At 44.0% G+C, this 14362-nt stretch carries 15 protein-coding genes and 1 tRNA gene; 2 read left to right on the top strand and 14 right to left on the bottom strand.

The window, feature by feature from the left end; translation table 11 throughout:
* Nucleotides 1-38: 38 nt before the first annotated feature.
* Nucleotides 39-350, bottom strand: coding sequence for a transposase (locus tag ACFQU8_RS11595; protein WP_382360195.1), 312 nt, complete (start codon nt 348-350; stop codon nt 39-41).
* Nucleotides 351-412: 62 nt separating this feature from the next.
* Between ACFQU8_RS11595 and ACFQU8_RS11590 the strand changes: the two genes are divergently transcribed.
* Together ACFQU8_RS11590 and clpP are read left to right on the top strand one after the other, a co-directional pair.
* Nucleotides 413-507, top strand: a tRNA-Leu gene (locus ACFQU8_RS11590).
* 283 nt (nt 508-790) lie between these two features.
* Nucleotides 791-1405 carry an ATP-dependent Clp endopeptidase proteolytic subunit ClpP gene (gene clpP / locus ACFQU8_RS11585; protein WP_382360192.1) on the top strand — a complete coding sequence of 205 codons (615 nt, stop codon included), beginning with the start codon at nt 791-793 and terminating at the stop codon, nt 1403-1405.
* Between the two features lie 101 nt (nt 1406-1506).
* Here the strand turns inward: clpP and ACFQU8_RS11580 are convergent, their stop codons facing one another.
* The 13 genes from ACFQU8_RS11580 to ACFQU8_RS11520 form a co-directional block, all read right to left on the bottom strand.
* The gene (locus ACFQU8_RS11580; RefSeq protein ID WP_382360189.1) at nt 1507-1758 is read right to left on the bottom strand and encodes an HPr family phosphocarrier protein; all 252 of its coding nucleotides are present in this window, start codon (nt 1756-1758) and stop codon (nt 1507-1509) included.
* Between the two features lie 136 nt (nt 1759-1894).
* Nucleotides 1895-2848 carry a DNA-binding protein WhiA gene (gene whiA, locus ACFQU8_RS11575; RefSeq protein ID WP_382360186.1) on the bottom strand — a complete coding sequence of 318 codons (954 nt, stop codon included), beginning with the start codon at nt 2846-2848 and terminating at the stop codon, nt 1895-1897.
* A gap of 39 nt (nt 2849-2887) precedes the next feature.
* Nucleotides 2888-3850, bottom strand: a complete 963-nt coding sequence (locus tag ACFQU8_RS11570) for a gluconeogenesis factor YvcK family protein (RefSeq protein ID WP_382360183.1) — start codon at nt 3848-3850, stop codon at nt 2888-2890.
* Nucleotides 3851-3863: 13 nt separating this feature from the next.
* Nucleotides 3864-4736, bottom strand: coding sequence for an RNase adapter RapZ (rapZ, locus tag ACFQU8_RS11565; protein WP_382360180.1), 873 nt, complete (start codon nt 4734-4736; stop codon nt 3864-3866).
* A gap of 335 nt (nt 4737-5071) precedes the next feature.
* The gene (gene trxB, locus ACFQU8_RS11560) at nt 5072-6046 is read right to left on the bottom strand and encodes a thioredoxin-disulfide reductase (RefSeq protein WP_382360177.1); all 975 of its coding nucleotides are present in this window, start codon (nt 6044-6046) and stop codon (nt 5072-5074) included.
* A gap of 94 nt (nt 6047-6140) precedes the next feature.
* Nucleotides 6141-7145 carry a tetratricopeptide repeat protein gene (locus ACFQU8_RS11555; RefSeq protein ID WP_382360174.1) on the bottom strand — a complete coding sequence of 335 codons (1005 nt, stop codon included), beginning with the start codon at nt 7143-7145 and terminating at the stop codon, nt 6141-6143.
* 214 nt (nt 7146-7359) lie between these two features.
* The gene (locus ACFQU8_RS11550) at nt 7360-9021 is read right to left on the bottom strand and encodes a glycerol-3-phosphate dehydrogenase/oxidase (protein ID WP_382360171.1); all 1662 of its coding nucleotides are present in this window, start codon (nt 9019-9021) and stop codon (nt 7360-7362) included.
* A gap of 185 nt (nt 9022-9206) precedes the next feature.
* Nucleotides 9207-9581, bottom strand: a complete 375-nt coding sequence (dhaM, locus tag ACFQU8_RS11545) for a dihydroxyacetone kinase phosphoryl donor subunit DhaM (RefSeq protein ID WP_382360168.1) — start codon at nt 9579-9581, stop codon at nt 9207-9209.
* A gap of 1 nt (nt 9582) precedes the next feature.
* On the bottom strand, nt 9583-10203 hold the full coding sequence (gene dhaL, locus ACFQU8_RS11540; protein ID WP_382360165.1) for a dihydroxyacetone kinase subunit DhaL: 621 nt from the start codon (nt 10201-10203) through the stop codon (nt 9583-9585).
* A gap of 15 nt (nt 10204-10218) precedes the next feature.
* Complete coding sequence (gene dhaK, locus ACFQU8_RS11535) at nt 10219-11202, bottom strand: dihydroxyacetone kinase subunit DhaK (RefSeq protein ID WP_382360162.1); 984 nt, start codon at nt 11200-11202, stop codon at nt 10219-10221.
* A 74-nt stretch (nt 11203-11276) separates the two neighbouring features.
* On the bottom strand, nt 11277-12770 hold the full coding sequence (gene glpK, locus ACFQU8_RS11530; RefSeq protein WP_382360159.1) for a glycerol kinase GlpK: 1494 nt from the start codon (nt 12768-12770) through the stop codon (nt 11277-11279).
* A 43-nt stretch (nt 12771-12813) separates the two neighbouring features.
* The gene (locus ACFQU8_RS11525; RefSeq protein ID WP_382360157.1) at nt 12814-13629 is read right to left on the bottom strand and encodes an MIP/aquaporin family protein; all 816 of its coding nucleotides are present in this window, start codon (nt 13627-13629) and stop codon (nt 12814-12816) included.
* Between the two features lie 170 nt (nt 13630-13799).
* Nucleotides 13800-14348, bottom strand: coding sequence for a glycerol-3-phosphate responsive antiterminator (locus ACFQU8_RS11520; RefSeq protein ID WP_382360154.1), 549 nt, complete (start codon nt 14346-14348; stop codon nt 13800-13802).
* Between the last annotated feature and the right edge of the window lie 14 nt (nt 14349-14362).

Genomic DNA, 14362 nt, shown 5'->3' with positions numbered 1-14362 from the left:
CTTCGCGACGGGATAGCCACGCCCAATCCATTGCTGGGCTACTTCAATTTTTTCAGCAAGTGAGGGTTTTTCTTTTTTACAAGATCCCGCAGGATCGCAATTTCAAGATCCTTATCACCAAGCAGCTGTTTGAGATGATCGTTTTCTTTGGTTAATTCACCAACTTCCTGATTACTGGCTGCGTCAGCATCAACGCCGGCAAAGCCTCCATCATGGTATTGTTTTTGCCAACGGTGAAGCATGTTAGGTGTGATCTCGTATCGTCTGGCCACAGCTGCTTTATTGCCGACTTCCTCGGCTTCTTGAATAACCTGGACTTTAAATTCATTGGAATAATGTTGGCGTTCCATAACAAGATCCCCTTTCAACTTTAGTGTAACGCTTGTTACCTTAAGTGTCCAAAGTCACTTGGGGGCTTGTATGATTTGACACCCGCTAAAATACGTTAAAATGCTACTTATTGGTTTCCGGTACCAGGAGTCGGAGGTTCAAGTCCTCCCGGGCGCATCCATCTTTAAGTCAGAGATACTGTGAGTGTCTCTGACTTTTTTCTATTCTGCAGAAACCTGAAGATTATCACCCTTCTTGTATAAACATTTTAATAATATTTTTGCTTAATGGGTTTTATTGGGTACCTTTTAAGGGTATTATGAAATAAGATGCATTTGACTTATCCTGAGTTTATCTTTATAGACTTTTAAAATGTCAATTTTAGTGTGACCTTTTCGTTTGACCTTTTTTGACCTATTAGTTATGATAAAGATATCCACTGCATGGATGGGTTTTGAAAATGAACAAGGAGGCTAATGAAATGAATTTAATACCAACAGTTATTGAACAGACAAATAGCGGGGAACGCGCCTATGATATTTATTCGCGCCTGTTAAAAGATCGTATCATTATGCTTGGAAGCGAGATTAATGACGACGTTGCCAACTCTATTGTGGCGCAGCTGCTGTTTTTGGAGGCAGAAGACCCGGACAAGGATATTTCCCTGTACATTAACTCACCAGGCGGCTCAATCACCGCAGGCATGGCCATTTACGATACCATGCAGTTCATCAAATCAGATGTTTCAACCATTTGCACAGGTATGGCAGCATCCATGGGTTCTTTCTTGCTGACAGCCGGCGAAAAAGGCAAACGATTTGCACTGCCTAACAGTGAAGTTATGATTCACCAGCCATTAGGCGGCACACAAGGCCAGGCAACGGATATTGACATTCATGCACGCCGTATCATTCAAATACGTGAGAAAATGAACAAAATCCTGTCTGAACGGACAGGTCAGCCTTTGGAAGTCATTCAGCGTGATACAGACCGGGATAACTTCAAGTCTGCCCAGGAATCTGTTGAATACGGTCTGATTGACAAAGTTCTCGAAAGAAATACCGAGCGTGAATAAGAGCTGACATCTGATCGAAAAAAGCTGCACCGACTATGGTGCAGCTTTTTTATGATCAGATGATTGTGATCTTGAGAATAAGTGATTTGCGGATAAACATCCTACGTATCTGAAACGAATTCTGTCAATTCATTAAGAGCTTCCTTTTCGTCATCGCCCTCCGCTATCAACCTAACCATTTCACCCGACGTTATCGCCAGGCTCATCAATCCCATGATGCTTTTGGCATTAACCCGCCTTTTGTCTTTTTCAAGAAACAAATGCGCCGTAAACCGGTTTGCTTCCTGAACAAATTGCGAGGCCGCCCGTGACTGCAGCCCTGTTTCAAGTTCAACTTTCACGGATTTCTCCACTCTGTGTCACCCTCCTAATGAAATCGTTTGCAATACGTTATAAAAAAAAGACAGCACGTTAACTGTATGACTGCCATATTGTTAATTTGCTGTTTAGTGATCATAGTGTATCACATATTTAGACAATAATGAACTATCAATTATTCATTGACTTGGCGTCATCTTCCCGGAGTCTTTCAGCAAATTCGTCAATTTTCTTCAATCGATGGTTAACACCAGATTTAGAAATTTTACCACTTGTTACAAGTTCACCTAGTTCTTTCAGTGAAATTTCCTGATGCTGGACCCGTAATTGAGCTATTTCCTGTAATTTTTCCGGAAGAGCTTCCAAGCCGACTGTGTCCGCAATAAAATTAATATTTTCAATCTGACGAAAAGCAGCCCCAATCGTTTTGTTTAAATTTGCTGTTTCACAATTAACCAAACGATTGACTGAATTACGCATGTCCCGGACAATCCGCACATCTTCAAATTTGAACAGAGCATTATGGGCCCCAATTATGTTAAGAAAATCCGTTATTTTTTCGGCTTCTTTCAAATATGTTATATAGCCGCTTTTGCGTTCCAATTTCCGTGCCTTTAAGTCAAAGTCGTTTAGCATCTGACACAACGAATCATTATGCTCCTCGTAGACATTGGAAATTTCCAGATGATACGACGATGTTTCTGGATTGTTAATCGAACCGCCCGCTAGAAAGGCCCCCCGTAAATAGGAGCGTTTGGAGCAATCCTTTTCCCAGTAGACATCCGGTATTGTTTTATGAAACGTATACGAATCACTAACGATCCCTAAATCCGCCAGCAGGTTTTGAGCACTGTTCTTCAATCGGACAATATAAATGTGATTTTTTTTCAATTTCATTTTCTTGCGTACAAGCAATTCTGCTGAAATGTCATATAACGACTTCATCAATGTGAACATGCGCCGTGCAATAGCCGCATTTTCTGTTTGGACATCCAATGTGTGAACATTTCCGGCCATGGATATAACACCATTCATCCGGATTAGAGCAGCCAGTTCAGCATATTGGCCGCAAGCATCCAACTCGATGCCTGTCAGTTCTTTCTTGATCTCTGCTGCAAATGACATTCTCCTCACCTCCCGGCTCAGCCATTCACATCACCCTATTCATTCATCACGGATCATTGAATAAAGTAATTTGGCTATTTTATGTGTATCATGACGTAAGGCAGTCTTAGACGGATCAATGATATCATTTTCGATAACCTGAAGCCCCATCGCAAGCAGTCGGTCTATATCATAAATAACCGGGGTCGCATTTTCCTCGGCATAAATCTCACGTACCTGTTGTCGAATAGGTTCGTTATGAACAACAACCGAATCAATGCAATCATCACCAATGTGGCGATGAATGGCCTGCACATGATCTGCGGCGGTATAGCCGTCAGTCTCGCCCTCCTGTGTCATAACATTACAGACATAGACAACCCTTGCGCTCGTCTGACCAAGCGCTTTATCAATTTGCGGTATAATCAAATTCGGCATAATACTTGTGTATAGGCTCCCGGGAGATACGACAACCAAATCTGCATCCCTAATGGCCTGTACGGCATCAGGCAATGGATGAACCGGCTGCGGGCTTAGATAAACCTGCTCAATTTGTTTATGAGCGAGCGGTATCTGCGACTCTCCGGATACAACTGATCCATCGGTCATGCGTGCGTGGAGCGACATGTTGTCATTTGATATAGGAAGAATTCGCCCCTTAACATTGAGTACACGTGATATCTCCTGAATGCCCATTAAAAAATTCCCTGTCACTGACGTCATAGCTGCCAGCAGCAAGTTGCCCATTGAATGACCAGTCAGATCCTTGCCAGCTTGAAACCGATGCTGGAACAAATCTAAGAGCATTGGCTCGGCATCAGATAATGCAGCAATAACATTTCGTATATCACCAGGAGCCGGCATGCCCATTTCATCACGCAGACGGCCTGTACTGCCACCATCATCAGCAACTGTTACGAGAGCTGTCAGATCGACGGGTAAATCTTTCAGTCCACGCAAAAGGACCGGCATCCCCGTTCCGCCGCCAATAACAACGACGCTCAGATTTTTTTCGCTTTTCATGTTAATAACCCTTTCATTTATCGATATCGCGATGGCTGACATGCGTCATGTATTGTTCTGAAAGCTGTTCAGCAAAGTATTCTGCAATGGCTACAGAACGATGGCGTCCACCTGTACAACCGATACCGATGACAAGCTGTGATTTTCCTTCTTTTTTATACTGAGGCAGCATGAACTGCAGTAAATCCAGTACTTTTGTATCAAATTTCTGGGTATCAGACCACTTAAAAACATAGGAAGCAACATCAGAATGAAGCCCTGTCAGCGGCTTGATTTGCGGTACATAATGCGGATTGGGCAAAAAACGCACATCGAACAATAAATCCGCATCAATCGGGATGCCATATTTATACCCAAATGAGACCATTTGTACCGAGAAGATATCCTTTTGATCGCCTGTATAAGCTTTTAAAATCTGATTTCTTAATTCTCTGGGGGTCAGGTTACTGGTATCAATGATACGCTGTGCCCTCCCCCTTAATTCATCGAGCATTTTCCGTTCCTGTTGAATACCGTTCAATGGCAGACCTTCTGCAGCCAAAGGATGGCTGCGCCGAGTCTCTTTATAGCGATTGACTAAAGCATTATCTTGTGCATTCAAGAAAAGAATTCGATCATCCAGCCATTCTTCTTCACCTAATCTGTCCAGCACCTCAAACAGCGAATCAAAAAATTCACGAGAACGCAAGTCCATGACCAGTGCCACATTTTGAATATTATTACGCGAGTCCTTCATCAGATCCAAAAATTTCGGCAGCAATGCTGGCGGCAGATTATCCACACAGTAATAACCCATATCTTCAAAACTCTGGACAGCAACCGTTTTCCCCGCTCCAGACATGCCGGTTATCACAACTAATTTTGTTTGCGGTTTATTATTTGCCATACACAATTCTCCTCTTCAGGGAATGAACAAACAACAGCCCTGCACCCTTTGATTTCACAAACAGAAACGTGCTGCCTCTCGAAATGTCTGATACAAAAAGCTATTAGCTATATTATACACTGAAACCGCTCCGGCCAACAACCTTCTGGAATGCGGGCAGACACATACCCGCCTCACTGAATTAAAAAAAGCAGGTGACATCATATCACCTGCAAGTCATTTATCATTATAAGGGGGTCAATAATGTTATTGTATCAAATTGATGTTTCGTGCGGGTTACAGTAACATTAAAATATCATGACGCATCTGACTTTCACTTGAAACAGATGCAGAGCTTACGATTGTGCCGCTTTCAGCTCTTCTTTTAAATCTTCAATATATTTCTGTGCTTCCTCAGCAGCAATGCTTCCATCACCAGTTGCTGTCACGATTTGCCGCAATGATTTCTCACGGATGTCACCTGCTGCAAATATACCTGGAATGGCCGTCTGCATTTCTTCATTTGTTTGAATATAACCTTCTTCGCCTGTAATGCCAAGTGATAAAAACGGCTCATTAATAGGCAGCAAGCCTATATAAATGAAAACACCATCTATCGGATAGTCATATTCTTCGCCCGTCTTATTGTCATGCAGAAGAACTGAACTGACCTTGCCATCTGGTCCATTAATTGTTTTAGCCTCTGTATTCCAGATGAAGTCAATCTTGTCATTGTCAAACGCACGGTCCTGCAGAATTTTCTGCGCACGCAGTTCATCACGCCGATGAACAATGGTTACTTTGTCAGCAAAACGTGTCAAGTACATGCCTTCCTCAACGGCAGAGTCACCGCCGCCAACAACGACGAGATTCTTCCCTTTAAAGAACGCACCATCACAGACAGCACAATAGGAAACACCTTTTCCGCCCAATTCTTCTTCCCCTGGTACTCCAAGTTTTTTGTACTCGGCACCAGAAGCAATAATCAGAGTGCGTGTGTTGTACTGTTTTTTTCCGGCGAAGATCGTTTTATACATGCCATGATCCTCGACACTTTTAATATCACCGTAAGCATACTCAGCACCGAACTTTTTAGCATGTTCATACAATTCATTAGATAAATCCGGGCCTGAAATATAGGAGTAGCCAGGATAATTCTCAACATCTTCTGTATTAGCTACTTGGCCACCTGGAATGCCGCGTTCGAGCATCAGTGTATCAAGATCAGCCCGGGATGCATAGACCGCCGCGGTCATGCCAGCAGGGCCTGCACCAGCAATTATTACATCATACATACGTTCTTCGGACATCATATCAGCCCTTTCTCTCACATTTATCCGTTTACCGTCTTCATCATATTAGATAGCGATGATTTCGTCCATTCTTATGCTTATCAGCCAATTTTCATAACAGGGAAGCCATTTTTCAACGATTCCAGGGCGCGGTTTTGTCTGCAAGTGCCGGATGTTTTTGACAGCCCTCTTCCCATAATGACGCAGCTTTCGATGTCTGCCCAATCTGATATGCCGCCAGACTGTACCATTTATAGTAGGCCTGATGAGACTGCACTTGCGGCTTGTTCAGTGTTTGAAAGCGCCCGAAGGCCCATTTATAAACACCCGTCCTTGCAAAGGTAACAGCTATTCGTAATTTTTGCTGTTCATGAATAGGATATACATTCAACAGTGGTGTTATATAGTTGTTATATTCCGCCATCTGCCCTATCTGGTGATAAAATAACGCCAGGTTCGTGTAACTGTTAATTGAATCAGGGTGTTCCAGCAAGAACGCGTGTTCAAGTCTGATCGCCTCTTCTGTGTGACCGTAAAAGAACAAAACGTAAGCATAATCATGTTCAATCATCTCGTGTTCCGGAAACAGTGAAAGCATTTCTTCAAGCAGCGGCAGTGCTTCTTCCCACATCTCGTTTTCCATATGCTGAAAAACAGCTTCCTGATATACAAGCAGTTCTTCCTCTTCCTCGAACTCCCATTCATCACTCTCTGCTTCATCACTATTCACTAAATCCAGCAGATGTTCAGCATCATCGCGGAAATCTCCCTCTGGGGACGCACTAAGATAGTGTTTTGCATATTTTTTTGCGTCATTCAGCAGTCCTAAATGGGCATAATTATTAGCCAGCAAATAATAACAGTCCGTATATGTCTCATTGGTTGTCTGCAGGACCTCGTGCAGCAATTGATTGGCTGCTTGATAGGCACCGGTTTCAGTATAAACAACGGACAACTGGCACTGGTATAGTGGCGTGTCAGGTGAAAATTCAATAGCCTTCCGCAGCCATTTAATGGCCGTGTCGAATTTCTGTTTCTCGAAGGCTTCGACACCTTTTGTGAAATAAAACTTGCCGTTCGGAATAAAGGGGACAATATTCTCCTTATATTCTGTGTTTGATTCACTTGAAGACGCCATAATCTGGGCTCCCCCTTATTGTCGAATTTCTCCGAATAAAGTGTATCACAATTGAAAGAGAAATAACATATGGTTGCCTATTTTAAACGAATTTTAGATGGCAGCTTCTGAACTATGAAAAAAAACTGGGACAAATGTCCTTTTATCAACGTCTAGCTGCTCCGCAAAATGTACCTTAGCGTTGATAATTCAGGTTTTGTCCCAGCCCCTCTAATTAATTAGTTGGATGAACGGCTTCATAAAGAAGTTGATCCAGCTGTTCGATATAGGATTGTTTTTGATTGTCGCTCCATTCCAGAACACGGGCCATATAATTAATAACAGGATCTTTATGCTCTCTGACAAAGTCAATATCAAAAAACAGGGCACCCGTACGGCGTATGAAAAAATCAACGGGTTTATAGACCATTTCCTGATCAATCGCATAAAGCAGCTCCGCAAATACGATCGGCTCAATCCCTTCTTCAGCTGCACGCGAATATTCACGCTGATACAGATTGAAGATTTCATCAATGTTCCCGCCATACTTTTGGATCAGAAAACGCGCTGTTTCGTCTTTAATTCCCAAATCAGCTGCTTCAGTAAGTTTTTGCTCCCTTAACGCTTGAAAGCCTGTTGAACCATTGACATCCCCACCGGAAATAGGTAAATGCACCGTTTTGCATTCCGAATATAAAATATCATAGTCATCTTTGAACTGTTCAGCAATCGTGTCGACCACATTTTCGGCCATTTTGCGGTAACCTGTCAACTTTCCGCCGGCGATGGATACCAGCCCGGAATCTGAGATAAATATTTCATCTTTACGGGAAATTTCATCAGGATCATCCTGGCCTTCCTCAGCAATCAGCGGCCTTAAGCCGGCATAACTCGAGTCAACATCAGCAACCGTCATGCCAAGCGATGGAAACATATAATTGATGGCATCCAATAAATAGTCCCGGTCCGCTTCGGTCATCTGTGGATGAGCAATATCACCATTATGACTGGTATCCGTTGTTCCAACATAGGTTTTCTTATTCCGCGGGATGGCAAAAACCATCCGGCCATCAGGGGCATCAAAGTAAACCGCCTGCTGCAGTGGAAAACGGTCATTTTGAAATACAAGGTGAACCCCTTTTGTCAGCTGCAGCGTTTTGCCCTGTTTGGAACCGTCCATTTCACGAAGATTATCGACCCATGGACCGGCTGCATTGATAATTTTCTTCGCATAAACATGGTGCTTTTGACCTGTGATGCGGTCTTCGATAAGAGCTCCAACCACTTGGCCCTCGTCATAGAGCAGATCCACCACTTTAGCGTAATTAATCGCATGAGCACCTTCTTCAACGGCTTTCTTCGCCACTTCGATCGTCAACCGGGCATCATCTGTTTTATACTCGACGTAATAACCGGCGCCTTTCAGACCTTTCTGTTTGACAAGCGGTTCCTTTTTCAGGGCCTGTGATCGGCTCAGCATCTTCCGTCGTTCGCCCTTTTTGACTTTTGCCAGAAAGTCATAAACGCGCAGACCAATATTCGCCGTTAACGGACCAAACGTCCCGCCTTTGTAAAACGGCAGCATCATCCACTCAGGTGTTGTCACGTGTGGCCCATTTTCATAGACGATCGCCCGCTCCTGACCAACTTCTGCCACCATTTTTATTTCAAATTGCTGTAGATAACGCAAGCCGCCGTGCACTAATTTTGTCGAGCGGCTGGATGTCCCGGCAGCAAAATCCTGCATCTCGACAACAGCTGTATTCATGCCGCGCGTAACGGCATCGAGTGCAATACCTGAACCAGTGATCCCGCCGCCGATAACAAGCACATCCAGCTGCTTCTGCTCCACGTCCTGAATGATAGTTTCCCGCTTACGACTTGAAAATACTGACATGACTTTTATCGCTCCTTATATTAAGAAATGTTTAGTTCATATCCTGTTGGACATATTCCCTAAAAAAAGAAACCGCAAAATAGACGAATGAACCATTCATCAGTTTTCGCGGTTTCTCCTTGGCTCCGGTAAACTTATTAACTTAACTATATTCTACCACACTTCTGACCCCTTTGTATAACGATTCACTTGAATTCTTTCATAACAGCCTCTGCTGCGTCGTCAGCTTCTTTTTCCATCCCGCATTCAACAGCCGCAACATAAGCACCCTCCAGCAAGGGAACGTCCAGAAGTCTCACCTTCTCAGCTGTTGCCATTTCAATCGCCATTTCTGCATTCATTTTAGCACTGCCTATATCATAGAACACTAAAACACCCTGACCCTGATCGGCGCGGCTAATAGCTGTCTGGATCTTGTCAATGCTTGTTCCAATATCATTTTCATCCGTTCCGCCAGCCAGCTCAATCGGAACTTCTTTCATGACCTGGCGAATCATATCATTTATCCCATCAACAACTTTTGGACTGTGCGAAATAAGGACGATACCGACATAGGCCATATTAAGTTCCTCCTTCAATCACTTCTGACAAGGCCTCGAAAATATACAGTGAGGATGCAGATCCCGGATCAATATGACCGATTGACCCGTCCTTAAAATAAGCGGCTCTTCCTTTTGTGGCCATCATGCTTTTCGTTTGCTCCATAGCACTTTTTGCCTCTTCTGCTATCCTGTCTGCCCTGAAGTCTGATTCACAATTAAACAGATCTGCCATTTTCGACCACACATCCACAAGTGTCTTGTCACCTTCTGCTGCTTTTCCCCGCTGTTTAATACCATTTACGGCGTCCTCAATGGCACCCGTAAATGTATCATAATCAACCGGGTCAATTCCTTTTATGGCTGCGGATAATTTCAGGAATGCTGTCCCGAACAACGGACCGGATGCACCGCCTACTTTTGACATCAGTGTTTTAGCTGTATCCTGCAGTACATCAGCACCGCTCGTATACGTCTCTCCTCTGATTTTTTCCGCCGTTTCCTGAAAACCGCGTGACATATTGATACCGTGGTCACCGTCACCGATCGCCTGATCCAAAGCTGTCAGATAATCTTTATTGGCCTGGATTTTTTCATTTGCTTTTACGATCCAATCAACTATATTCTGTACAGTTAGAGCCATCGCTATCACCCCTTTTCAACCGTTAAACGCCAGTGTATTGGCTGGTTCATCGAGCAGCTGTTTCAATTCATCATCCAATTGCAACAGCGTTAAAGAGCAGCCGGTCATTTCCAGCGACGTCATGTATTCACCGACTAGTGTTTTGTACACATTAATCTCATTGTTCGCTAGTATAGCCTGTACTTTATTATTCATAATATACAGTTCCATCTCCGGAGTAGATCCTAAACCATTGACTATAACAGCTGTATCACTCCCGGAAAAATCATAATCAGCCAAGAGCTTATCAGTCAGTTCTTGTGCTATATCATCAGCAGGAGCAATTTCTTTTCGTTCGATGCCTGGTTCACCGTGAATGCCGATACCGATTTCCATCTCATTTTCAGCTAAAGTGAAACTCGGCGTTCCAGCAGCAGGGACTGTACATGGGGTCAGCGCCATTCCCACCGACCGGACGTTTTCGGCTGCCTTATCGGCTGCGGCTTTAACCTCCTCTAGTGAACCGCCTTGCTCAGCTTTTGCCCCAGCCATCTTATGAACCAGTATGGTACCGGCAATACCTCTGCGCGATGCGACATCATCAACAGCAACATCATCATTTACAACCACTTTGGCCACTTTAATGTTCTCAGCCTCAGCCAGTTCAGCTGCCATATCAAAATTCAGCACATCGCCTGTGTAATTTTTGACGACCATAAATACGCCTGCACCACCATCAACAGCTTTAATTGCTTCAAATATCTGGTCAGGCGTCGGGGATGTGAAAACCTCACCCGCCACTGCAGCATCCAGCATTCCTTTACCTACATAACCGGCATGAGCTGGTTCATGGCCGCTTCCTCCGCCGCTCACAATACCAACTTTATTAGACTCCGGGGCCGTTCTTCGTTTAATAACAGTGGTCCCGGGCAATTGTTCCAGGTCATCTGGGTACGCAGCAGCCAAACCTTCCGCCATCTCTTGCACAACGGCATTCGGATCATTTATGATTTTTTTCATTTTTCGCCCTCCTTATAGTAAAAAGAGAGGCCAATCTTATTCTTAAATAGTGACCTCTCCTGAACCATTATTCTTTATTCGAACGTTCTTGCTGCCTTTACGGCTTTCTTCCATCCAGCATAAAGATTATCGCGTTTTTCCTCTGGCATATTTCTGGTAAAGGTGCGCTCTTTCTTCCACTGTCCTGCAATTTCATTTTTATTCTGCCAGTAGCCAACAGCCAGTCCTGCCAGATAAGCAGCTCCTAAAGCAGTTGTTTCCTGCACAACCGGCCGTTCAACCGGTACATCCATCATATCACTCTGGAATTGCATTAAAAAGTCATTCTGTACGGCACCGCCATCAACGCGCATCGCTTTGAGGTCTATTCCGGAATCCTGAATCATGGCATCGAGCACATCTTTGGATTGGTAGGCAAGCGACTCCAAAGTGGCTCTGACCATATGCTCGCGTGTTGTTCCGCGCGTGATGCCGAAAAAGGCGCCGCGGACATCACTGTCCCAATAAGGTGTTCCCATTCCGACAAATGCCGGCACCATGTACACACCATCTGTGGAATCAATCTGTGTCGCATATGCCTCACTTTGCGGCGAATTCTCGATAATATTCAGCCCATCACGAAGCCATTGAATAGCTGAACCGGAAACAAAGATACTGCCCTCCAGCGCATACTCAACTTTGCCGTCAATGCCCCAAGCCAGTGTGGTCAGTAATCCATTATCCGATTGAATGCCTTCTTCACCCGTGTTCATCAGCATGAAATTGCCGGTTCCATAGGTGTTTTTGGCCATACCCTTTTCAAAACAAGCCTGGCCAAACAAGGAAGCCTGCTGATCACCGGCGATGCCGGCAATCGGAATTTCATGACCAAAGAAATGGTAATCAACTGTTTGCGTATAAATCTCGGAAGACTCCTTCACTTCGGGCAGCATGCTTTTCGGAACGCCGAATATAGCCAGTAATTCATCATCCCATTGCAAATCATAAATGTTGAACATCAGCGTTCTGGAAGCATTTGAGTAGTCCGTTATATGTGCTTTTCCGCCTGACAATTTGTACACAATCCAAGTATCCATGGTGCCGAACAACAGCTCATCATTATCAGCTTTCTCCCGGGCACCTTCTACATTATCAAGTATCCATTTAACTTTTGTTCCTGAGAAATAAGGGTCGATCAACAGGCCCGTTTTCTGATGAATGGTATCCTCATAACCCTGATCCTTGAGTTCCCTGCAAATGCCGTCTGTTTGCCGCGACTGCCAGACAACCGCTCGATATATAGGTTTGCCAGTATTTTTGTCCCAGATGACGGTTGTTTCACGCTGGTTGGTTATACCAATACCGGCAATTTGAGAAGGATCGGTATCCGCTTTTCGCAACACTTCCGAAATACAAGCGAGCATCGATGTCCAAATTTCATTGGCATCATGCTCAACCCAGCCAGGTTTTTGGAAAAATTGTTCAAACTCTTGCTGCGCTGACTCAACAATCTCACCATCATGATTAAACAAAATCGCCCGGGAACTTGTTGTTCCCTGATCCAAAGATAAAATATACGTTTCACGCATGACCTTCTCCCCCTTAAAATTAATGGATGTGCATTACTTTCTTCTAGACTTCGCTCGTTGCTGTTTTCGCTTTTCTTAATTCCGACACAGCTGCTCCAATAAAAATAATGGCGACTAACACAGTTAAAATCCAAAACATGATGGAAGATTCACCTAAAAACAATACCTTATAAAACAAAGCGCCATAGATACTTCCTAAAATCGGACCGACAACTGGGATCCAGGCATAACGCCAATCGGATGCTCCTTTATTCGGAATCGGAAGCAATGCATGGGCAATTCTGGGCCCAAGGTCACGAGCCGGGTTAATCGCATAACCTGTCGCACCCCCCAGAGACATTCCTATGGCAACAATCAATAGCCCCACAACTAATGGATTAAGTCCTTCAGAGTAATTATTGGCACCAATGAACATCAGTCCCAGCATAAGAACAAATGTACCAATCATTTCACTGACTAAATTTGAAGGAAGACTGCGGATAGCCGGCGTTGTTGAAAACACATCCCGTTTAGCTATCTTATCCTTCGTTTCCCGCCAATGCGGCAAATAGTTAAAGAATACAATCACGGCACCAATAAAAGCGCCGATTAACTGAGCGCCGATATACATTGGCACTTTTTCCCAGGGAAATTGGCCGGCTGCAGCAAATCCGATGGTAACGGCAGGATTGATATGAGCATCTGTCACCAGTCCAGCCGCATATACACCCATTGTAACACCCAGTCCCCAGCCTATGGTAATCAGGACCCAGCCTGTCCCCTCAGCCTTTGAATTTTTCAGAAGAACACCGCCAACAACGCCGCCTCCTAAAATCACCAGGATCATCGTACCAAGTAACTCCGCTAAAAACTCAGACATCCTAACACCCCCAGTTATTGTCCAGCCATTATTCGACACAAAAAAATCCGCAAAACAATCATGTACTTTTCTTAAAGTACACTTGCAACGCGGATCTCCAAATCTCCATCACAAATTAACTTGTTAACTATTATTATAATGACTTATGCAAACGCTGTCAATAACCATTCTTAGTGGGAACGCCATAATTCTGTGTTGGACGTCGACACAGCAATTGCGCCGGCATTCAGTGCTGAAGAAACTTCATTTTGATCCCGGATAAGCCCTCCAGCGATCACTGGTACGCCGGTTTTCTCATTAATATGCTGAATAATATCAGGGATGAGACCAGGCAGCAATTCGACACAATCCGGTTTAAAACGGTCAATTAATTCTAGATTATGGTCTAATGCCATACTATCCAGCAAAAACATACGCTGAATGGCCAGCAGCTCATGCTTTTTAGCAAGCTTAATAATATTACCCCGGGTTGAAATTATTCCGTCCGGCTTAATCTCACGGATTAAAAACTCCATCCCATACTCATCAGCTTTTAAGCCCTGAATTAAATCAAAATGAAGTAATACCTGTTTGCCCTCTCGTTTTGAATAGTTAATTAAACTTTTTAATTGCGCAAGACGCGTTTCCAGAAAAAAGATCGTATTCGCTTCAGACCCCAAAGCCTTTTCAAAATCCTTCATTTGCCGGACAGCTGGAACAATGCCTGTGGGAATGTCCATATGATACCTCCTAT

The sequence above is a fragment of the Lentibacillus kimchii genome, assembly GCF_042666895.1.
Taxonomy (GTDB): domain Bacteria; phylum Bacillota; class Bacilli; order Bacillales; family Amphibacillaceae; genus Lentibacillus; species Lentibacillus kimchii.
Note: the sequence above shows the minus strand (reverse complement) of the source record. Positions and strands in the feature narration are given on the sequence as shown.